Below are 21277 nucleotides of genomic sequence, written 5' to 3'. Positions count from 1 at the left end.
GTAAACTACGGTTCCATTACATTGTTATGAGGCAACGCCATGCATCCACGTTTTCAAACTGCTTTTGCCCAGCTTGCGGATAATTTGCAATCAGCGCTGGCCCCTATCCTGGCGGACCACCATTTTCCCGCCATGCTGACCGCAGAGCAGGTCTCGACGCTTAAAAATACGGCGGGACTGGACGAAGACGCGCTGGCTTTCGCACTGTTACCTCTGGCGGCGGCCTGCGCCCGTACCGATTTGTCCCATTTTAACGTCGGCGCGATTGCGCGCGGCGTTAGCGGCAACTGGTATTTCGGCGCGAATATGGAGTTCCTGGGCGCCACCATGCAACAAACTGTGCATGCTGAACAAAGCGCGATTAGCCACGCCTGGCTACGCGGCGAAAAAGGGCTCGCCGCCGTCACCGTTAACTACACGCCTTGCGGCCACTGTCGCCAGTTTATGAACGAGCTGAACAGCGGTCTGGATCTGCGCATTCATCTGCCGGGCCGCGCGCCGCATACGTTACGCGATTATCTGCCTGACGCTTTCGGGCCAAAAGATCTGGAGATCAAAACGCTGCTGATGGACGAGCAGGATCATGGCTTTACGTTAACGGGCGATACGCTAACGCAAGCGGCGATTACGGCAGCCAATAAGAGCCATATGCCTTATAGCCACTCACCGAGCGGCGTGGCGCTGGAATGTAAAGATGGCCGTATTTTCACCGGCAGCTATGCGGAAAACGCCGCCTTTAACCCTACGCTTCCCCCACTGCAAGGCGCGCTAAACCTGCTGAGTCTCAATGGCTATGACTATGCGGATATTCAGCGCGCGATTCTGGCGGAAAAAGGCGATGCGGCATTAATTCAATGGGATGCCACCGCCGCAACGCTGAAAGCGTTAGGTTGCCATAATATTGACCGCGTGCTTCTCGGCTAAGCAAATGTGCCGGATAGCGACGCACTGACGTCTTATCCGGCCTGACTCTCCTCTCCCGCGACCCGATACAAGGGAAATCATGCTGAAAATCTCCGCAATCAGACGGCGGTTTCTTGCGCTACGTCTTCGGGTACAGTAGCCTGATCGTACTTTCATCCTGGTATCGAGTTTCCTGCATGTTAAAGCGCGTGTTTTACAGCCTGTTGGTCCTGGTAGGCTTGCTGCTGTTGACGGTGCTTGGCCTCGATCGGTGGATGAGCTGGAAAACAGCGCCCTATATCTATGACGAGCTACAGGATCTCCCCTACCGCCAGGTTGGCGTCGTGTTAGGGACGGCCAAATACTATCGCAAGGGTGTCATTAATCAGTACTATCGTTACCGTATTCAGGGCGCGTTAAACGCTTACAATAGCGGTAAAGTCAATTACCTGCTGCTCAGCGGCGACAATGCCCTGCAAAGCTATAACGAACCGATGACCATGCGCAAAGACCTTATCGCGGCGGGCGTCGATCCTGCGGACATTGTGCTTGATTACGCTGGCTTCCGTACGCTTGACTCCATTGTGCGTACCCGCAAAGTGTTTGATACCAACGACTTTATTATCATCACTCAGCGCTTCCACTGCGAGCGCGCCTTGTTTATTGCGTTGCATATGGGCATTCAGGCGCAGTGTTACGCGGTACCTTCGCCCAAAAATATGCTGACAGTGCGCCTGCGCGAATTTGGCGCCCGCTTTAGCGCGCTGGCGGATCTCTATATTTTTAAACGCGAACCGCGTTTTTTAGGCCCGCTGGTACCTATCCCCACGCAGCATCAGGTGCCGAATGACGCCCAGGGGTATCCGGCAGTTACGCCGGAACAATTGCTTGAACTGGAAAAGAAAAAAGGGAAATGATCATGGATGTACAGACGATATTTGTCATATTAGCCTTTCTGCTACTCCCGCTTTTTTGCTTCCGTGAGGCCTGGAAAGGCTGGCGAACCGGCGCGGTAGATAAAGTTGTCAAAAATGCGCGAAAACCAGTTTATGTCTATCGCCATGCCGATCCCGTACAATATTGGTCTTATCTTTTTCTTTATACCGGTTGCGGTTTTTTATTTACTGGAATGATTATTTATCTTCTTTTTTATCGTTAATCTATTTATTATCCCTTTAAAATTGAGAATAGTTATTATTATGATATAAGGAACAAATGCTGTTTTGCATTCTGGTTTCATTTTTTTGTGAATTCTTTCACAGAATACCCTTCTTTCAATGCTTAGGCTGGCGGTAGATTTTAGATCATTAAAACGCGTTATTTGCGTTTCGCCTTAATTTATTCAAGCATTAAGGAAGATTATATGCCGCAACAAAATTATCTGGATGAACTCACGCCTGGTTTTACGCCATTACTGGCAATAAAAGAGGCTTCACGTTGTTTATTATGTCACGATGCGCCCTGTAGTCAGGATTGCCCGGCGCAAACCGATCCGGGGAAATTTATTCGTTCTATTTACTTTCGCAATTTTAAAGGCGCAGCGGAAACTATCCGGGAAAATAATGCGCTTGGCGCCGTCTGCGCCAGAGTCTGTCCGACGGAAAAATTATGCCAGCGCGGATGTACACGTTCTGGAATAGATAAACCTATTGATATTGCACGCCTGCAACGTTTTATTACCGATTTTGAACAGCAGACTGCCATGCAGATTTATCAGCCAGGGAGTAAAACACGCGGGAAAGTCGCGATTATTGGCGCGGGTCCGGCAGGTTTGCAGGCAAGCGTGACGCTCACGCATTTAGGCTATGACGTCACCATTTACGAAAAACAGCCGCAGCCCGGCGGATGGCTGCGTCACGGCATCCCGGCATTTCGTCTGCCGCAAAGCGTACTCGATCAGGAAATTGCCCGCATTGTAGAAATGGGCGTCAATATTAAATGTAATTGTGAGGTGGGCGGGTCGCTATCGCTTGCGCAACTCAAAGCCGAATATCGCGCCGTGCTGATGACCGTCGGGATGTCCTGTGGCTCTGATTTACCGTTATTTGAGCAAGCCAGTCACGTAGAGATTGCCGTTGATTTTTTACAGCGCGCCCGTCAGGCCGACGGCGATATTAGCGTTCCGCGTAGCGCATTAATTATTGGCGGCGGCGACGTAGCGATGGATGTCGCCAGTACGTTAAAAATTCTCGGCTGCCCTTCCGTCACCTGCGTGGCGCGGGAAGAATTAGCCGAATTCCCCGCCAGCGAAAAAGAATTTACCAGCACGCAGGCATTAGGCGTATCGATTATTGATGGTTTTACGCCTGTCGCCTTCAGCGGAAATAAAGTGACCTTCCACCATGTACGCCATTCAGGAGAACTGACGCTGGAAGCGGAAAATATTATTTTGGCCGTGGGGCAGCACGCGCGACTGGATGCCTTTGCGGAGATAAAAGCGCAGCGTAATATTATCGACACGCACAATTATCAAACCGACGACCCGGCGATCTTTGCCGCTGGCGATATTGTTAAAGGTGATAAGACCGTCGTTTATGCGGTAAAAACCGGAAAAGAAGCCGCTCAGGCTATTCATCATTATTTAGAGGAGGCCTGCTCATGTTAACAAAAGATTTGTCTGTTACCTTTTGCGGCGTTAAGTTTCCCAATCCGTTTTGTCTTTCTTCTTCTCCGGTAGGCAATTGTTATGAGATGTGCGCCAAAGCCTATGATACCGGCTGGGGCGGGATCGTTTTTAAAACCATTGGTTTTTTTATTGCCAACGAAGTCTCTCCACGTTTTGATCACCTGACGAAAGAAGATACCGGTTTTATTGGTTTCAAAAACATGGAGCAAATTGCTGAGCATCCGCTGGAAGAGAATCTGGCCGCCATTCGACGGCTAAAACAGGATTATCCGGATAAGGTGCTGATTGCTTCCATCATGGGGGAAAATGAGCAGCAGTGGCAGGAACTGGCGCGTCTGGTTGAAGAAGCCGGCGCGGATATGATTGAGTGTAACTTCTCTTGCCCGCAGATGACCTCGCACGCCATGGGAAGCGATGTAGGGCAAAGCCCGGAACTGGTTGAAAAATACTGCCGCGCCGTAAAACGCGGTTCATCTTTGCCAATGCTGGCGAAAATGACGCCGAATATTGGCGATATGTGCGAAGTCGCGCTGGCCGCCAAACGCGGCGGGGCCGACGGTATCGCCACCATCAACACCGTGAAATCCATTACTAACATCGACCTGAACCGCAAAATCGGGATGCCGGTGGTTAACGGTAAATCCAGTATCTCCGGTTATTCAGGAAAAGCGGTGAAACCCATTGCGCTGCGTTTTATCCAGCAGTTGCGAATGCACCCTGAACTGCGCGATTTCCCGATTAGCGGTATCGGCGGCATTGAAACCTGGGAAGACGCTGCCGAATTTCTGCTGCTGGGCGCGGCGACCCTACAGGTGACGACAGGCATTATGCAATACGGTTATCGCATTGTAGAAGATATGGCGAGCGGCCTCAGCCACTATCTGGCCGATCAGGGATTTGCCTCATTACAGGAGATGATCGGGCTGGCGAATGGCAATATTATTCCGGCGGAAGACCTGGATCGCAGCTATATCGTCTATCCGCGGATTAATCAGGAGAAATGCGTCGGCTGCGGACGTTGCTATATCTCCTGCTATGACGGCGGCCATCAGGCGATGGAGTGGGATGAACACAGCCGCACGCCGCATTGCAATACGGAAAAATGCGTCGGTTGTCTGCTGTGCGGTCATGTCTGCCCGGTCGCCTGTATTGATTTAGGCGAGGTCAAATTTAAAAAAGGCGAAAAAGAACACGCGTTAACGCTGTAACTCCCGGTATGAAGCCCGGCGCGCAGTTTCGCTGCGCCGGGTTATCTGATAAGCAAGGTAATACGTCTGGATAACTACTTCTTACGCGCGTATTTCAGCGAGTCCAGCGCCACGGCGAAAATGATAATGCCGCCTTTGATAATGTACTGCCAGTACGGGTTTACCCCGATATAGGTCAGGCCATAGTTGATGACGGTAAAGATAATGACGCCGGTCACCACGCCGAAGACCGTCCCCACTCCGCCGCTAAACGATACGCCCCCGACCACGCACGCGGCAATCGCATCCAGTTCATACATAAAGCCGAGGTTGTTGGTGGCAGAACCAATACGCCCTGCTTCCAGTAAGCCGCCGAAGGCATAAAACACGCCGGAGAGCGCATAAATCATCAGCAGGTTCAGCGCCACGTTTACGCCAGAAACTTTTGCCGCTTCCGGGTTGCCGCCAATAGCAAAAATGTTTTTACCAAAGCGGGTTTTATTCCACAGCACCCAGACAAACGCTACCGCAATCAGGGCGTAAAAGGTGATGTATGAGAGCCGGAAACTGCCCATCGCCACAAAGCCCTGTGCAAAGGTGGAAAAGCCGCTGTCAAAGCCGGAAATGGGCGAAGCGCCGACAAAGTCATAGTAAAGGGAGTTGATTCCATAAACGATAATCATCGTGCCAAGCGTGGTAATAAACGGCGTCACATTCAGGTAAGCAATGATGATGCCGTTCACCAGGCCAATCACCGCGCCAATCGCGCAGACAATCAGGATGACCAGCGCAATCGGCATGGTCGCCATTTCCGGAAACACTTTATTGGCGTTTTCCATTGATTGCAGTAATGTTGCCGCCACGACCGCCGCCAGCCCTACCTGACGCCCCGCCGACAGGTCTGTCCCCTGGGTGACGATGAGTCCCGCCACGCCCAGCGCGATAATAATACGTACCGAAGATTGCGTCAGAATATTACTTAAATTCAACAAACTTAAAAAAGTCGGGTCCTGGAAAATAATAATCGCCAGCAACACTAAAAGAACGACGTAAATTCCGCCCTCTTTCAGCCAGGTCAAAAAGCTTTTCTTGTTTAACGCACTCATAAGGAGCCCCTGATCTTAAAGGTGCAAAGAAGCAAGACGCAAAATTTCGTTTTGCGTTGTTGTTTTAGTATCGACAATGCCGGAAACGAGACCGTTACTCATCACCAGGATACGATCGGTAATCCCTAACAGCTCCGGCATTTCAGAAGAGATAATGATGATCCCCTTGCCTTTTTTCGCCAGTTCCGCAATAAGCTGATAAATTTCAAATTTTGCGCCGACATCAATGCCACGGGTCGGTTCATCCAGCATTAATATTTCCGGCTGCGTTAATAGCCAACGACCAATGATCACCTTTTGCTGATTGCCGCCGGAAAGCGAACCAATTTGCGTGCGATGCCCCGGCGTTTTTACCCGCATGGAGTCAATGACCCATTGGGTGTCGCTTTTCATCCGGGAATTATCCAGTAACCCCACTTTATTTTTATAATTACGGATATTGGAAATTAATGAGTTAAACCCGATATCCAGATAGGCGTAAATTCCGGTGGAACGACGCTCTTCCGTCACCAGCGCAAAACCGTGGTTAATCGCTTCGTTCGCAGTGTGATTATTAATTTTCTTGCCATGTAAAGTGATTGTCCCGGACGACTTCTCACGAATACCAAACAGCGTTTCGACGATATCGGTACGCTTTGCCCCAACCAGACCGGCAATGCCCAGAATTTCGCCCTTGTGCAAATCAAAGGAGACATCGCGAATGGAAGGCTGGCGCAGCGAGGTCAGGTGACGGACCTCCAGAATCACGTCGCCCGGCTTATTTTCTTTATCCGGAAAGCGCTGGTTCAGGGAACGCCCGACCATCATCGCAATGATCTTATCCATATCCAGCCCTTCCAGCGGCTGGGTGGCAATCCACTGACCGTCGCGCAAAATAGTAATTTCATCGCATAATTGAAAAATTTCTTCCATTTTATGCGAGATGTAAACAATACCGCAGCCGCGTTCTTTCAGCTTGCGAATAATGGTGAACAGATGATTAACCTCTTTCTCAGTTAACGATGAGGTCGGTTCATCCATAATAACGATCTTAGCATTATAGGAAAACGCCTTCGCAATTTCAATCATCTGCATTTGCGAAACGGATAACGTTCCCACGCGCGCGCGTGGGTCAATATCGATATCCAGTTCATCAAATATCGCTTTGGTATCCTGGTACATTTTATCCTGGTCGACAAACATACCTTTGGTAGGATAACGTCCCAGCCACATGTTATCCATGACCGAACGTTGTAATACCAGGTTTAACTCCTGGTGTACCATCGAAATCCCATTCTCCAGCGCTTCTTTCGCCGAATGGAAGTCCACTTCTTTCCCCTGAAATACAATGCTGCCAGAATCTTTTTGATAAATACCGAAAAGACATTTTAATAATGTTGATTTGCCTGCGCCGTTTTCGCCCATTAATGCATGAATAGAGTGCGGACGAACGTTTAAGTTGACATTATCAAGCGCTTTCACGCCGGGAAATGATTTGTTAATGCCACGCATTTCCAACAAATATTCACCCGACGACGGAGAGATCGTGCTGCCCATAATGATACCCTGTCGGCCTTTTTAATTATGACTATCCGCGCCGGATGGCAAAAGAAATACGTTATCCGGTCTGCGGCGCGTCACCCTTCCACGGTTTCAGGGCGCAACAAAATTGCGCCCACAGACGGAAAAGTTATTTTTGGGTAAATTCGCTCAGATTGTCTTTGTCCACGCCGACATAAGGCACGCGCACGATTTTGTTCTCAATCTTCCAGCTGGTGCCGTCAGCCGCGCCCTTGCCTTCGGCGAGGTTTTTCGCCAGATCGAATGTCGCTTTCGCCTGATTGTTGGCGTCATTCAGTACCGTACCGGCCATCGCGCCCGATTTCACCAGCGCCAGAGCTTCCGGTAACGCATCGACGCCAAAGACCGGAATCGACGATTTATTATGCGCTTTCAGCGCCTCTACCGCGCCCATCGCCATCGCATCGTTATTCGCGATAACCACTTCAATCTTGTTAGCGTTCGGGCCAGACAGCCAGGCATCCATCTTATCTTTTGCCTGCGCGGTATCCCACATGGCGGTGTCTAACGCCAGTTGCTCGGTCTGAATACCTTTAGCATTTAACTCTTTCACCACATACGTCGTACGGGCTTCCGCATCCGGGTGCCCCGGCTCGCCTTTCAGCAGAACATACTGAATTTTACCGTCTTTATTCAGATCCCAACCCTGATTCGCCTGCCAGTGTTTGGCAATCAAGTCGCCCTGAATCACACCGGATTCTTTAGAGTCAGTCCCGACATAATACGCCTTGTCATAGCTGTCCAGCGCTTTGCGGGAAGGCTCTTTGTTAAAGAACACCACCGGCACATTTTGCCCGCGCGCTTTCTCAATCACCGTACCGGCGGCTGCCGGGTCGACCAGGTTAATCGCCAGAGCTTTAACCCCTTTCGCCAATAAAACGTCAATTTGATCATTCTGTTTGGATTGATCGTTTTGCGAGTCATTCATCAGTAGCTGAACATCCGGCGCGGATTTGCCATCTTTTTCAATAGCCTTACGCACCACGGACATAAAGTTATCGTCATATTTATAAATCGTCACGCCAATACGAGTATCAGCCGCGTGCGCGTGCGCGCCGAATAACAGACTTGCCATCACGGCAGAAAGGGTCAGTACCTTCTTATTCATGGTAGCTCCGGTTTTATTATGTAGGGTATAGCGTAAAAAAATGCCCGGCTGTTCAGCACGTTAACGCGTGTTACTGAACACCGAAGCGTATTTAGAGCCTATCCCACCAGGCGTTATTGGCGCAGCCAGTTTGGACACAGACAGCGCGCAAAAACCGGAGCGTACACGTAGTACGTGAGGTTTGACTCGCTACGCTCGCCCTTCGGGCCGCCGCAAGCGGCGTTCAAAACGCTAACGCGTTTTGGCGAGCACTGCCCAGGTCCAAAATGGCAAGTAAAATAGCCCTAATGGGATAAGCTCTTATTCAACTCTTTATTTTTGTCCGGTAGTCGCGGGATATTGTGATAACGGTTTTTATAAGCGAAATACCCCAGCAAAACTGACAACTAACTGTTACACATTAGTTACAGTGCGACAAACGTTGTCATCATAGCTATCACAATGTTAATAAACTGTGAATTTACTCACAGATTGAAAACGGTTACATGCGGTGCGTAATCAGTTAGTGATCAGTACCGCATTCTGTCGCCATGCCACCGAATGGCGCCGTACCAGGGTCGGCATGAAGCAGTGCGTCGCCGTGATATCCAGCGTGCCTGCAGCCCCCTGTAACGCCAGCTCGGTCGCGATTTTCGCCATAGAAGCAATAGGATAGCGCACGGTAGTCAACTGAGGATCGGTATAACGAGCAATAGGGATATCATCGAAACCGATGACAGACAGATGCAAGGGAATGGCGATGCCGTTATCTTTTAACGCCGTCAGCGCGCCCGCCGCCATGTTATCGTTATAGGCAAATACCGCCGTCAGTTGCAGATTGCGTCCCAGCAACTCAACCATTGCCGACTCGCCGCCCTGCATATCCGGCGTGCCGGTGCCAATCCAGCTCTCCGACGCAGCAACCCCCTGCTCTTGCAGCGCGTGTAACCACCCTTCTCTGCGCATCGCATCATCTTCAATACGGTGGCTGGAGGCCAGGTAGCCGATGCGTTGATGTCCATTATTCAGCAACATTCGGGTCGCCATTCTGGCGCCGCTCACATTGTCGAGACAGACACAACGATGCGCATAACCCGGCACGATACGGTTAATCAGCACCATGCCGGGGATCTGATCCATAAAGTCGCTCAGCTCGCGATCGGTTAAGGCTTTTGAGTGAACAATCAATGCGTTACAACGCTGACGGATCAAGACTTCAATCGCATGACGCTCTTTTTCCGCCTCATGATAACTGTTGCCAATGAGAACATATTTCTGGTGCTGCTGCGCGACCAGATCTACGGCTTTCACCAGAGCGCCGAAAAAGGCATCGGAAACATCCATGACCACGACGCCGATGGTATCGCTCACCTGGGTGGCCAGCGCTTGCGCATTCGCATTTGGCCGATATCCCAGCAGAGTGACGGCCTGCATAACGGCGTCACGGGTGTCGGGACTGACCAACGCGCTGTTATTCAGTACGCGGGAAACGGTCGCTACAGACACGCCAGCCTGGCGCGCTACATCACGAATGGTGATCATATTCACTGCCCTGTTTGAGTTCAAAAATGCTCACAAATGCCCCGTTAGCAGGCGGCTATTTTGTCAGCACCCTGCCCAGGGCTGCGTGAGAAACATCACAGGGATGGAAACGGTTACAGCCATTTTGTTAATGAATGTGATCCAGATCGTTATCTGAACGATCCTGACGCGCGCAACGTGAGTTGACGCCATAACCACTCGACCGGTCCCTGTCGCCAGAAACGTAGCCAGATGACGGAAAAGAGAAGGTTTATTGCCCATACCGGAACGACAAAGAACAAGAGTTCCAGTCGATTGAATTCCATAAATAAGCCAAACTGATAAAACAGCGTGGTACAGATGATCGTCTGCAGCAGATAATTGGTCAGCGCCATTCGCCCTACGCAGGCAATGGCAAGCGTCAGTCTGCATCGGCTAAGCTGCGGCCAGAAGCCAAACATCAGCGCGGCATAGCCCAGCGTTTGCAACGGCGCGCTCAGTTCGCGCGGCGCCTGCAATAAGAAGGCGCACCAGCGGTACGCCCAGTCCAGCCGCCATTGTAAAATGACCGCAGGCAGGTTGATCATTAGCCCTAACGCCACCAGCAGAACCCCGGTACGGCGATAGTGCCGCAGACTGTACTGACCTTTCAGCCAGCCGCTACGCATTAGCGCGGCGCCCAGCAGCATCATACCTGCCAGTTGCCAGCCATACTGCGCGCCGAGCGCCAGTAAACTATTTGACAGCATCTCTGCCCGGTTGCTGATAGCCTCCATGCCGCCGTTCAGCTTCCAGTATTTTTCATACAATATTGCCGACGCATCCGGCGTCCAGGCGCGGCTGGTTTCGCTACTCGATACCACGCCCAGCAGCAGTAGCACGCCAATCCCGACCAGATAAAGGAGTATGCCGGTATTGAACAGGCTTTTTACCGAAGGCGCGTCGCGTACCAGTCGCCAGCAAATTAATCCGACCAGACCGTAGGCCAGCAGAATGTCGCCGTCCCAAAAGAATAACGCATGGATAAAACCTAACAGTACCAATAGCGTTAAACGCGACTGAATCCACTGTTTACCACGCGGAAGCAGCATTTGTAGCCCCGCGCCAAACAACAACGCGAACAGCGTAAGAAATTTAGCCTGCGCCACAATATCGAGAATCGCCCAGGACCAGGCATCTTCGGGAACGATCGCGCCGTACCAGGCGGGATTGAGATAAGCCGCCTTCGGCAATCCAAAGGCGCTAATGTTAAGAAGCAGGATACCGAGGATAGCGACGCCACGTACAAAATCCAGCGTGACATTACGCTCCATCGTCTCCGCCTTAATCATGGATGATGGCGAACGGCACGCAGAAACTCCTGGCGCGTATTCTGGCTGGACTTAAACAATCCGCCCAGCGACGTCGTCGTCGTGGCGCTGGTTGCGTCACGAATACCGCGCGCTTTCACGCAGTAATGCACCGCATCAATCGATACCGCTACATTATTGGTGCCGAGCAAGGTTTGCAGCGCCGTCAGAATTTGTTGGGTCAAACGTTCCTGAACCTGCGGACGCTGGGCGAAGAATTGCACGATGCGGTTAATTTTCGACAGGCCGATCACGGAATCTTTGGGGATATACGCGACGGTCGCTTTGCCATCAATGGTCACGAAGTGATGTTCACAGGTGCTGGTCAGCGTGATATCGCGGACGGTGACCATTTCATCCACCTTCATTTTATTTTCAATGAGGGTAATTTTCGGGAAATTGGCATAGTCGAGGCCGGCGAAAATCTCGTCAACGTACATCTTAGCGATACGATGCGGCGTTTCCATCAGACTGTCATCGCTCAAATCGAGATTCAGCAACTGCATAATCTCAGTCATATGCCCTGCGATAAGGCTTTTTCGCGTTTCATTATCCAGTTCATCCATAGGCGGGCGCAGCGGCGTTTCCAGCCCCCGGGCAACCAGCGCATCATGAACCAGGGCCGCTTCTTTACTGAGTGATGGCATTAATCGTGTTCTCCTGCAGGTGTGGCGCCTCTGCCCTGCATGGGGCAAAGTTTGTCAATATTGTGACAGTGTGATTATTGTGCGTGAGGTAGCGCACATAATCCAGTATTCACGCCCATAATTGTTGAAATTGTCGCTGCCTTTCATGACATCTTTTCCGGTGCGAGAATGATGGCAGGACAAAGGGTATAGTTGTTAACTAAATGTTATTTAAATGATGAAGCATGTTTATGTATTACGGAAGTGAAAGTTACTCACAACGCGGTGAATAATCTGTATTATGAAGAATCTGCATACCTTATCAGGTTCACCATAAAAGGAGCCCCCGCATGGAAATGCTCGAAGAGCACCGATGTTTTGGCGGCTGGCAGCAGCGCTGGCGTCATCATGCCGCCACGCTAAACTGCGCCATGACATTCAGCATTTTTCTTCCGCCGACTCAGGATAATGAACCGCCTCCGGTACTGTACTGGTTGTCCGGGTTGACCTGCAATGATGAGAATTTTACCACCAAAGCAGGCGCGCAGCGTATCGCAGCAGAACTGGGCATTGTATTGGTGATGCCGGATACCAGTCCACGCGGTGAACAGGTCGCCGACAATAGCGGATACGATTTAGGCCACGGCGCCGGGTTTTATCTCAATGCCACACAGCCGCCCTGGGCCAGCCATTATCGCATGTACGATTACCTGCGCGATGAGCTTCCGGCGCTTATCCAGACACAGTTTAACGTCAGCGACCGTTGCGCCATCAGCGGGCACTCGATGGGCGGCCACGGCGCATTAATCATGGCGCTGAAAAATCCGGGCAAATACACCAGCGTCTCTGCTTTTGCGCCTATCGTCAACCCCAGCCGCGTGCCGTGGGGAATCAAAGCGCTTACCGCTTATCTCGGCGAAGATGAATCAGCCTGGACTGAGTGGGATAGCTGCGAATTAATGCTGGCCAGCCAGCCGCAGGACGCCATTCCTGTGCTCATCGATCAGGGCGACAGCGATCAATTCCTCGCCGATCAGCTTCAGCCCGCCGTACTGGCGGAAGCCGCGCGGCAAACCGCCTGGCCGATGACGCTACGAATCCAGCCTGGCTACGATCATAGCTATTATTTTATTGCGTCCTTCATCGAGGACCATCTGCGCTTTCATGCCCGGTATTTACGGGACGAGCGTGAGACGTCACCAACATAATGAATTTTCCAGCGCCGCGCTGTAGTTCACCTCCTCCGACTGCGGCGCGGAAGATTTATTATTTAAATCCGCGGCCTGCTGGCGTACCTGAAGGCGGCCGCTGCCCTCTCCGCCTTCATAACTTTCGTGAAAATTACGCAGCTCGGATTCAAACAGCACCGCATCAAGATTATGCAACTTATCCAGCGCCCGCAGGAGAGAAATTAACGTATCAAGATTGAGCCCTCCCCCCTTCTCGATACGCTTGATGGTGGCAATGCCAACGTGCGCGCGATCGGCAAGCTGCTGCTGGGTCATCGAAAGAGACAGACGCGTCTCCTTTAAGCGGGCGCACAACGACAGGATAATCTCGTCGTTATTCATCGTATTGTATTTCACGCTGTTACCCTCTCTTGCGCGGCTGAATTTTCCCCAGCGAACCATGATACGTTTCACGGTATTTAGCGCTCATGTCTTTACCGGTCTCGTACATCGCAGCAATGATCTCATCGAGCGAAATACAGGGTTCGCTTACGCGACTCATCGCCATCGTCGCCGCGTTTATCGCTTTCACGGCAGAGATGGCGTTTCTCTCTATGCAGGGAATTTGTACCTGCCCGCCCAGCGGATCGCAGGTCAATCCCAGATGATGTTCCATGGCAATTTCAGCGGCGCTCAGCGTTTGCTCCACGGATGCGCCCATCAGTTCAGCCAGGCCCGCCGCCGCCATTGAGCACGCCACGCCGACTTCCCCCTGACAGCCAACTTCAGATCCCAGAATAGAGGCGTTTTGTTTAAACAATATCGCGATAGCGGCGGCGGTCAGGAAGAAACGGGTCAGAGCACCGGGCTCCAGCGGCGTGACAAATTTATCATACCAGCAGAGCGCTGCCGGAATGATGCCGCACGCACCATTGGTTGGCGCGGTAACAATCTGTCCGCCGCTGGCATTTTCTTCGCTTACCGCAATCGCGAAGGCATTGACCCAGTTCAGCGCGGTTAAAAAATCGCTGGCGGAACGGTTCGCCTGTAACGTCTTATGTAACGCACAGGCGCGCCGTGGTACCTGATAGGGACCGGGTAATACCCCCTCAGTATGCAGGCCGCGATAAACCGCCTGCTGCATCACGTTCCATATTTGCGCCAGATAATTCTGCAACGTCTGTGGCGAGTGGCGGCACAGCTCATTTTTCATCATCAGCGCCGCCACGGACAGGCCGTTACGCCGACACAGCGCCAGCAACTGCGCGGCATGACTAAATTCAAAGGGCGACACTGTACGCAAAGGAAGCGATGGCGTCAGCAGCTCGCCATGTTTGCGAACCTGTCCGGCGCCGGTCGAAAACCAGGTCTCTTCATACACCGTGAAATAATCATCTCTGGCGCGAAACGTCATGGCATAAGGATGACCTGGATGCGCCTGGTGATTGGCGATAATCTTGACTTTTATCGTGATTCCGCCCGCGTCGGAGAGCGGGAGTTCGATTTTGTTTTCATTTTCCGCACGCTTAATCACCGCCATATGCGAGCGGAGATCGACATTCTCCGGCTGGTAGCCCAGCAGCCCAAGATAAAGGGCGGTATCCACATTGTGGCACTTGCGGCTTAACGATAACGCGCCATACAGCTCGATTTCTATTTCCCGAATTAGCGGCAACGTCTCTTGTTCTCTGAGCAATGAAATAAAGTGACAGGCGGCGCGCATCGGCCCTACGGTACGTGAGCTGGATGGACCTATTACTATTTTGAATATATCAAGGCAACTCTCCATCGTTATATCAATCCTTTCAGTGTCATTCGCGTTCAGTAATAAATAACATCCTCGCACAGTTGGCATATCAAAAGTGATACCTTTTGTGTCTGAACTTTACCTGGTATCAAAAACAACGCTTTTTTAGCCCTTTTCTGGCTGTGATATCTGTGATAGCACAAGATTCCACGCCGCAAAAGAGCCATTATAATACCCGTAAATTAAGGGAGTTATCATATGAGCATTATTTATTTTATTACCACACAGGATATCGATACATTTCAGAAAAAATTACAGGAAACGTTATTTGATGCCGTCACCATGCCGTTTCCGCTATTATTTGATAAACGTTATGCCGCGCTTATCAATACCGCTTATTTAAAGCTTACGCTGCCAACGGAATGTCTGACGCCTGAATTTTATCGCTATTTACGCGAACTCTCATTACAATGGCAGTTTGATTTTTTTATTAAGCCGCAGCCACTGCCTGCTAACGGTATTATCGCGTTTGATATGGACTCGACATTTATTGCGGAAGAAGGCGTGGATGAAATTGCCCGCGCGCTTGGCATGTCGACGCAAATCACCGCCATTACCCAACAGGCGATGGAGGGCAAGCTTGATTTTAACGCCAGTTTTACCCGACGTATCGGAATGTTGAAAGGCACACCGAAAGCAGTGCTGAACGCCGTATGCGATCGCATGACCCTTTCGCCAGGCCTGTTAACTATTCTGCCAGTCATCAAGGCCAAAGGATTTAAAACCGCGATTATCTCCGGGGGACTGGATATATTCACCCAGCGTCTAAAAGAACGGTATCAACTGGATTATGCCTTTTCGAATACGGTTGAAATACGCGATAACGTTCTGACGGATAACATTACCTTACCGATTATGAATGCCGCAAACAAAAAACAGACTCTGGTTGACCTGGCTGCCCGGTTAAATATTGCCACGGAGAATATTATTGCCTGCGGCGATGGCGCCAACGATCTGCCGATGTTAGAACATGCTGGCACCGGTATTGCCTGGAAAGCGAAGCCGGTTGTTCGGGAAAAAATCCACCATCAGATTAATTATCACGGTTTCGAATTGCTTCTTTTTCTTATTGAAGATGAATTATAACGCGACTCACCTCGCCGGAAGGGAATTTTAAAATGAGTATAAAAACATTTATTTTCAGCCAGCCCGATAAGCCGATTGTAAAAGAGAAAAAAGAGATAGACCAGACCTATAAAAAATTTCGTTTTGAGATTATCGCCTCGGTCTTTATCTCTTATGCCGTCTTTTATCTTACCCGTAAAAACTTCTCCGCCGCGATGCCGGCCATGCTGACGGAAACGTCGCTGACCGCAGAAGACTTCGCCATTATGTCTTCTATTTTTTACATTCTTTATGGCGCGATGAAGTTTGTCGGCGGGATGCTGGTCGATAAAATTAACCCGAAAGCCATGACCGGCCCGGTGCTGATTGGCGTGGGGATTGTAAATATTCTGTTCGGCTTTTCCGACAGCGTGGCGGCATTCTACGTGCTGTACAGTCTCAACGCGATATTACAGGGCACCAGCTTTCCGCCGATGGCGAAAATTATGGCCTCGTGGTTTTCGAAAAACGAACGGGGACGCTGGTGGGCTATCGTTGAAGCGGCGCACAATATCGGCGGCAGCCTCGCGCCGCTGCTGACCAGTTTTGCTATCGCCTTTAGCGGTAGCTGGAAAATGGGGTTTTATGTTCCCGGCGCCATTTCGCTGCTGATGGGAATAGTGGCGCTATTTACCATTAAAGATCGTCCCGGTACGTTAGGTTTGCCCAACGTGGGGCAGTGGCGTAACGACCCGACGGAACTGGCCCAGGTCAAGGCCAGCCCGGTCAACCTGAGCTTCTGGCAGATTTTTGTGAAATATATCCTGACCAATCCACTGGTATGGATCATTATTATCGGTGATATGTCGGTTTATATTGCGCGCACTATTCTTAACGACTGGCCGCAGATTTACTATTCGCAGGTTCACGGCTGGAGCCTGATAAAAGCGAACTCGATTATTTCCTGGTTTGAGGCGGGCGGACTGGCAGGTGGGTTGCTGGCAGGCTACTTGTCTGACTTTATGTTCAAAAGTAACCGCTGGATGACCGGGTTAATCTTCGCGTTAGCGCTGTGCATATGCATCGTGCTGGTGCCGCTGGTTCAGGATACCTCTTACACCCTCACCGCGATTCTGTTCACCATCATGGGCTTCGCCTTATACGGACCGCATATGCTTTTTGCCGTCGGCTGTCTGGATGTGACCCATAAGGATGCGGCGGGATCGATTACCGGCTTTCGGGGATTGTTCAGCTATGTCGGCGCGGCAATGGCCGGTGTGCCGGTAATTATGGTGAAAAATAGCTGGGCGTGGTCGGGCGTTTATATCTATGCGGTGATCGCCATTCTGCTAACGACTCTGTCGCTGGCGCTGCTCTCCAGGCTGCATCGGTTATAACATTCTGGCGACAGCGGCAAAACGCGGCTGTCGCCAGTCTCTGTCAGAAACGGTAATCCACCGCCATAAAGTAACGACGTCCGTCTTCGGTATAACCGTAGTCGTCGCGTTTGAGATCTTTATCGCCCACGTTCAGAACGCCCGCACGCAGTTTAACGTTTTTCGTCGCCTGCCATGCCGCACCGGTATCCCAGACCACGTACCCACCCGGCGTTTTCGCCGTTGCGCTGTCGGCCCGCTTACGCCCGGTATAATTCCCTGATACGTAGAATGACCAGTCTTCGAGCTGCACCGGTTTCCAGTCCAGCGTACCGTTCGCGGTGTGGAACGGCAGATCGGAAAGCGGCTTGTTCCCGCCATTACTGACGTCGCGTCCGTCGTTATAGGTGTAATTCAACGACAGTTTCCACGCCTCGTTAAACGGAACTTTCAACTCGGTTTCCACGCCCTGAATACGCGCTTTATTCACGTTGTAATAACGGAAGACCGGAACGCGCTGTCCCCGACTGTTGGTTTCGAAACCGACAAAGTTGGAATAGCCGGGCGCGGCGTTAACGTCAGCGGTACGGCTAATGCTGATGCGATTGTCCACATCGTTACGGAACGTGGTAACGCTCGCTTCCACGCCCTCCAGTATGCCTTCTTCGCCACGGTAATAAAGGCCGAGCTCCCAGCTTTCACTGGTTTCAGGTTTCAGATCCGGGCTACCGATAATGCGGCATCCGCCACGGCAGGAGTTGGTCGCCCAGTCCGGACTTAATTGCAATAGCGACGGCGCTTTAAAGGCCGTGGCCCACCCACCTTTCACCGTCAGGGTATCCGTTGCGTTATAAACCAGATAAGCACGCGGGCTCCAGTGATCGCCATAGGTTTCATGGTCATCCATACGAATACCGGTGGTCAGCGCCAGCGGTTCGAAGATGCGCCACTCATCTTCAAGGAACAGAGCATACTGGCTGGCGGAGGTTTTAGTACTGGAACCGCCGGTCAGGTTGACCGCATCGCTCAGTTTATCGTGACGCCATTCGCCGCCGAAGGTGAGGAACTGGTTGACAGACGCTAACGGCAGAACGTATTTCCCGTCAATCGAATTGCTTTCTGACGTAATAGGGCTACTGTTACCGGGGTTTTTGTTTTCCACCTTTTCGCCGTAGAACTTGAGCTCGCTATTGCCGAGATCCCAACGTCCGTTATGGCTCAACGCGTAGTTTTGCCGTTCCAGACGATTTTTATCCAGCGAGTCGGAGTCCCGGTCCTGGCGATCAAAACCGTAGCCTGCGGTAACGTCATGATTTTCGTTTGGTGTCCAGGCAAACTCGACGTTTCCATCCCGGCTGGTAAATCCTTCAATGCGCGGCGTTTCACCCGTAGCGGTGGTGGCGGAACTCTGCTGCTCGTCTTTTTCGCGTTTCGCCAGGCTACCGTAGGCTTTCATTCCCAGCACGCCGTCGATCAGCGGACCGCTGGTAAAGAACTGACCGTTATAAGTATCGCCACGGTCGCGATGTTCCTGAATAGTGGAGTCAACCGTGACGCTGCCGTGCCATTTCTGACCAATTTTTTTGGTGATAATGTTGACCACGCCGCCCAGCGCATCGGAGCCATACAGCGAGGACATGGGGCCACGCACCACTTCAATACGTTCGATAGCGTCAACCGGTATCCAGTTCAGATCAAAATCATTATGGCGGAAGACCGCGTTACGGGAGTTAACGCGCTTACCGTCGATCAGGATCAGCGTATAACTGCTGTCCAGACCACGAATACTCACGCCTTTGCGGTTATCCCCTTCGTTAGTGAGCTGTACGCCCGGCACCTCTTTCAGGACATCTTTCAGGTTTTGCACGGGCCTGCGCTGTAAATCTTGCTGGGTAATGACGCTGATACTTGCTGGCGCATCTTTCAGATTTTGTTCGATGGCGGACGCGGTAACGACCATGGTTTCACCATCATCCGTTGCCGCGGCAACCGGCCAAGCCAACGTAACTGCGGACATACAAAGCCCTACCCGAACGAAAGGGTTAAACCTAAACATTCCATTTCTCCATGAGGTAAATACGACAAAAAAAATCGGTTATCGCTCACAACGCATTACGTTTCGCCTGCGATAACGGTTATCACGGCGAACTCTTTTTATGCAGGCGAGTCGGGCTCATGAGTGACGGTCGCGCCCGAATCTTCATCCTTTCTGATTTCGAGCGCAACGATAAAGCAAACGATAATAATTATCAATTTAATTGTTAATAATTATATCATTTGAACCAATCATAAAGAAAAAACAAAAAACCCTCTCGAATGAGAGGGTTAGAAGGGTCAGGTTCAGGCAGTCCGTGCCGGATGGCGGCATAAAGCCTTATCCGGCCTATGACGAGAATACTACGTTACTTTTTAACGCGTTCCGGGAAGTGCATTTCGCTATAGCGCACGAAATGCGTACCTTTTATCAGCTTGTAGCCGAACCAGATAAGCAGGAACAGCGGAATACCGATATAGGTCGCCGCGACGCCGCCCCAGTCGATGGTATCTTTCAGGAACGCTTCATAGTTCTGCCCCAACGTAATAATCAGGCACAGTACAAAGGCGAAAATCGGCCCCAGCGGGAAGAACCCGGAACGGTACGGCAAATCATTCACATCATACCCTTGTATCACGTAACCGCGACGGAAACGATAATGGCTAATGGCAATCCCCAGCCAGGCGATGAAGCCCGTCATACCGGAGGTGTTCAACAGCCACAGATAGACCGTCTGGTTGCCGAACATTGAGGTCAAAAAGCAAAGACCGGCAATCACGGTGGTGGCATAAAGCGCATTGCGCGGTACGCCGCCGCGGGACAATTTCGCAAAAATACGCGGGGCCTTACCGTCACAGGCCAGGGTGTAGAGCATACGGGTCGAGGCATACATCCCAGAGTTACCCGCAGACAGTACCGCCGTCAGGATAACCGCATTCATTATCGCCGCCGCAGACAACAAGCCCGCATGCTGGAACACTAAGGTAAACGGACTGACGCTAATGTCTTTGACGTCGTTACGCAGCAGGTTTGGATCGGTATAAGGAATGATCAGGCTGATAATCAAAATCGCGAAAACATAAAACAGCAGAATACGCCAGAACACCTGACGCACCGCGCGCGGAATATTCTTCTCCGGGTTTTCAGATTCCCCGGCGGCAATACCAATCAGCTCAGTTCCCTGGAAAGAGAAGCCCACGATCATCGCGACGCCAATCATTGCCGCAAAACCGCCAGCAAAAGGCGCATCGCCCGTCGTCCAGTTGCTCCAGCCGACCGGCTCAACACCTTTAAAAATACCGATAATCATCGCTACGCCAACGATGATGAAGATAATAACGGTCGCGACTTTAATTAACGAGAACCAGTACTCCGCCTCGCCAAAACCGCGCACGGAAATGTAGTTCAGCAAGAAAATGACGCAGAGGAATAGCGCGCTCCAGATCCAGCCCGGCGTGTCCGGGAACCACCAGCCCATCACCAATTGTGCGGCAACCAGGTCAACAGCGATAGTCACCGCCCAGTTGTACCAGTAGTTCCAGCCCAGCGCGAAACCAAAGCCTTCTTCCACATAGTTCTGACCATATGTCGCAAACGAGCCAGATACCGGCATATAGGCCGCCAGCTCGCCAAGACTGGTCATCAGGAAGTAGACCATCAAACCAATCAGAATATAAGAAAACAGCGCGCCGCCTGGCCCCGCCTGAGAAATTGTCGCACCAGATGCAACGAAAAGACCTGTCCCGATGGAGCCGCCAATGGCAATCATCGTCAGGTGACGCGCCTTTAATTCGCGACGTAGCGCGGGCGCTTCTGTGGTTTTAGTTTTGGAACCCATGTGAAAATGCTATCCATCCAAAAAATGAGGCGCGATTGTAACAG

18 protein-coding genes are annotated in these 21277 nt (G+C 51.3%); 8 read left to right on the top strand and 10 right to left on the bottom strand.

All coding sequences use genetic code 11. From position 1 onward, the window contains the following. Positions 1–39 precede the first annotated feature (39 nt). The 5 genes from cdd to preA all read left to right on the top strand — a co-directional run bounded on the left by cdd (position 40) and on the right by preA (position 4737). A complete protein-coding gene (cdd, locus tag ACLD3P_RS07610) occupies positions 40–924 on the top strand; it encodes a cytidine deaminase (RefSeq protein WP_000553526.1) in 885 nt (294 codons plus the stop codon). Positions 925–1100: 176 nt separating this feature from the next. After that, a complete protein-coding gene (sanA, locus tag ACLD3P_RS07605) occupies positions 1101–1820 on the top strand; it encodes an outer membrane permeability protein SanA (protein ID WP_000920081.1) in 720 nt (239 codons plus the stop codon). Next, entirely contained in the window at positions 1817–2062 is a 246-nt protein-coding gene (locus tag ACLD3P_RS07600; protein ID WP_000605187.1) for a DUF2542 family protein, read from the top strand. Before sanA ends, ACLD3P_RS07600 begins: the two co-directional genes overlap by 4 nt. A gap of 204 nt (positions 2063–2266) precedes the next feature. Beyond that, on the top strand, positions 2267–3508 hold the full coding sequence (locus ACLD3P_RS07595) for an NAD(P)-dependent oxidoreductase (protein WP_131046446.1): 1242 nt from the start codon (positions 2267–2269) through the stop codon (positions 3506–3508). Continuing rightward, entirely contained in the window at positions 3502–4737 is a 1236-nt protein-coding gene (preA, locus tag ACLD3P_RS07590; RefSeq protein WP_000956095.1) for an NAD-dependent dihydropyrimidine dehydrogenase subunit PreA, read from the top strand. The genes ACLD3P_RS07595 and preA overlap by 7 nt, the downstream gene beginning before the upstream one ends. 74 nt (positions 4738–4811) lie before the next feature. Here the strand turns inward: preA and mglC are convergent, their stop codons facing one another. From mglC to folE, 6 genes are all read right to left on the bottom strand, one after another. After that, positions 4812–5822: a galactose/methyl galactoside ABC transporter permease MglC gene (mglC, locus tag ACLD3P_RS07585; protein WP_001275101.1), complete on the bottom strand. Its 1011-nt coding sequence runs from the start codon at positions 5820–5822 to the stop codon at positions 4812–4814. 15 nt (positions 5823–5837) lie between these two features. Then, positions 5838–7358 carry a galactose/methyl galactoside ABC transporter ATP-binding protein MglA gene (gene mglA / locus ACLD3P_RS07580; protein WP_000535913.1) on the bottom strand — a complete coding sequence of 507 codons (1521 nt, stop codon included), beginning with the start codon at positions 7356–7358 and terminating at the stop codon, positions 5838–5840. Positions 7359–7491: 133 nt separating this feature from the next. Next, complete coding sequence (gene mglB / locus ACLD3P_RS07575; protein ID WP_001036938.1) at positions 7492–8490, bottom strand: galactose/glucose ABC transporter substrate-binding protein MglB; 999 nt, start codon at positions 8488–8490, stop codon at positions 7492–7494. Positions 8491–8988: 498 nt separating this feature from the next. After that, a complete protein-coding gene (gene galS / locus ACLD3P_RS07570; protein WP_000628634.1) occupies positions 8989–10011 on the bottom strand; it encodes an HTH-type transcriptional regulator GalS in 1023 nt (340 codons plus the stop codon). A 149-nt stretch (positions 10012–10160) separates the two neighbouring features. Beyond that, the gene (gene yeiB, locus ACLD3P_RS07565) at positions 10161–11303 is read right to left on the bottom strand and encodes a DUF418 domain-containing protein YeiB (RefSeq protein WP_131046447.1); all 1143 of its coding nucleotides are present in this window, start codon (positions 11301–11303) and stop codon (positions 10161–10163) included. A 14-nt stretch (positions 11304–11317) separates the two neighbouring features. Next, positions 11318–11986: a GTP cyclohydrolase I FolE gene (gene folE / locus ACLD3P_RS07560; protein ID WP_001139611.1), complete on the bottom strand. Its 669-nt coding sequence runs from the start codon at positions 11984–11986 to the stop codon at positions 11318–11320. A 329-nt stretch (positions 11987–12315) separates the two neighbouring features. Between folE and fghA the strand changes: the two genes are divergently transcribed. Continuing rightward, the gene (gene fghA, locus ACLD3P_RS07555) at positions 12316–13173 is read left to right on the top strand and encodes an S-formylglutathione hydrolase (protein WP_131046448.1); all 858 of its coding nucleotides are present in this window, start codon (positions 12316–12318) and stop codon (positions 13171–13173) included. Here the strand turns inward: fghA and ACLD3P_RS07550 are convergent. Both ACLD3P_RS07550 and ACLD3P_RS07545 read right to left on the bottom strand, forming a co-directional pair. After that, positions 13162–13551 carry a helix-turn-helix domain-containing protein gene (locus ACLD3P_RS07550; protein ID WP_000876817.1) on the bottom strand — a complete coding sequence of 130 codons (390 nt, stop codon included), beginning with the start codon at positions 13549–13551 and terminating at the stop codon, positions 13162–13164. The two genes, fghA and ACLD3P_RS07550, sit on opposite strands and share 12 nt — an antisense overlap. Positions 13552–13555: 4 nt before the next feature. Continuing rightward, on the bottom strand, positions 13556–14923 hold the full coding sequence (locus tag ACLD3P_RS07545; protein WP_076726883.1) for an L-serine ammonia-lyase: 1368 nt from the start codon (positions 14921–14923) through the stop codon (positions 13556–13558). A 216-nt stretch (positions 14924–15139) separates the two neighbouring features. Between ACLD3P_RS07545 and serB the strand changes: the two genes are divergently transcribed. Together serB and ACLD3P_RS07535 are read left to right on the top strand one after the other, a co-directional pair. Then, positions 15140–16027: a phosphoserine phosphatase SerB gene (serB, locus tag ACLD3P_RS07540; protein ID WP_023262920.1), complete on the top strand. Its 888-nt coding sequence runs from the start codon at positions 15140–15142 to the stop codon at positions 16025–16027. Between the two features lie 32 nt (positions 16028–16059). After that, positions 16060–17382 (top strand): MFS transporter, encoded by a 1323-nt coding sequence (locus ACLD3P_RS07535; protein WP_000023807.1) that lies wholly within the window; start codon positions 16060–16062, stop codon positions 17380–17382. 43 nt (positions 17383–17425) lie between these two features. Here the strand turns inward: ACLD3P_RS07535 and cirA are convergent, their stop codons facing one another. Together cirA and lysP are read right to left on the bottom strand one after the other, a co-directional pair. Further along, positions 17426–19417, bottom strand: coding sequence for a catecholate siderophore receptor CirA (gene cirA / locus ACLD3P_RS07530; RefSeq protein ID WP_000488249.1), 1992 nt, complete (start codon positions 19415–19417; stop codon positions 17426–17428). A 346-nt stretch (positions 19418–19763) separates the two neighbouring features. After that, positions 19764–21233, bottom strand: coding sequence for a lysine-specific permease (gene lysP / locus ACLD3P_RS07525; protein WP_000534999.1), 1470 nt, complete (start codon positions 21231–21233; stop codon positions 19764–19766). Between the last annotated feature and the right edge of the window lie 44 nt (positions 21234–21277).

Source organism: Salmonella sp. 741265073_HBA (assembly GCF_046569105.1).
GTDB classification, from domain to species: domain Bacteria; phylum Pseudomonadota; class Gammaproteobacteria; order Enterobacterales; family Enterobacteriaceae; genus Salmonella; species Salmonella enterica.
The sequence above is the reverse complement of the archived record's forward strand: the minus strand, read 5'-3'. Positions and strand labels throughout refer to the sequence as shown.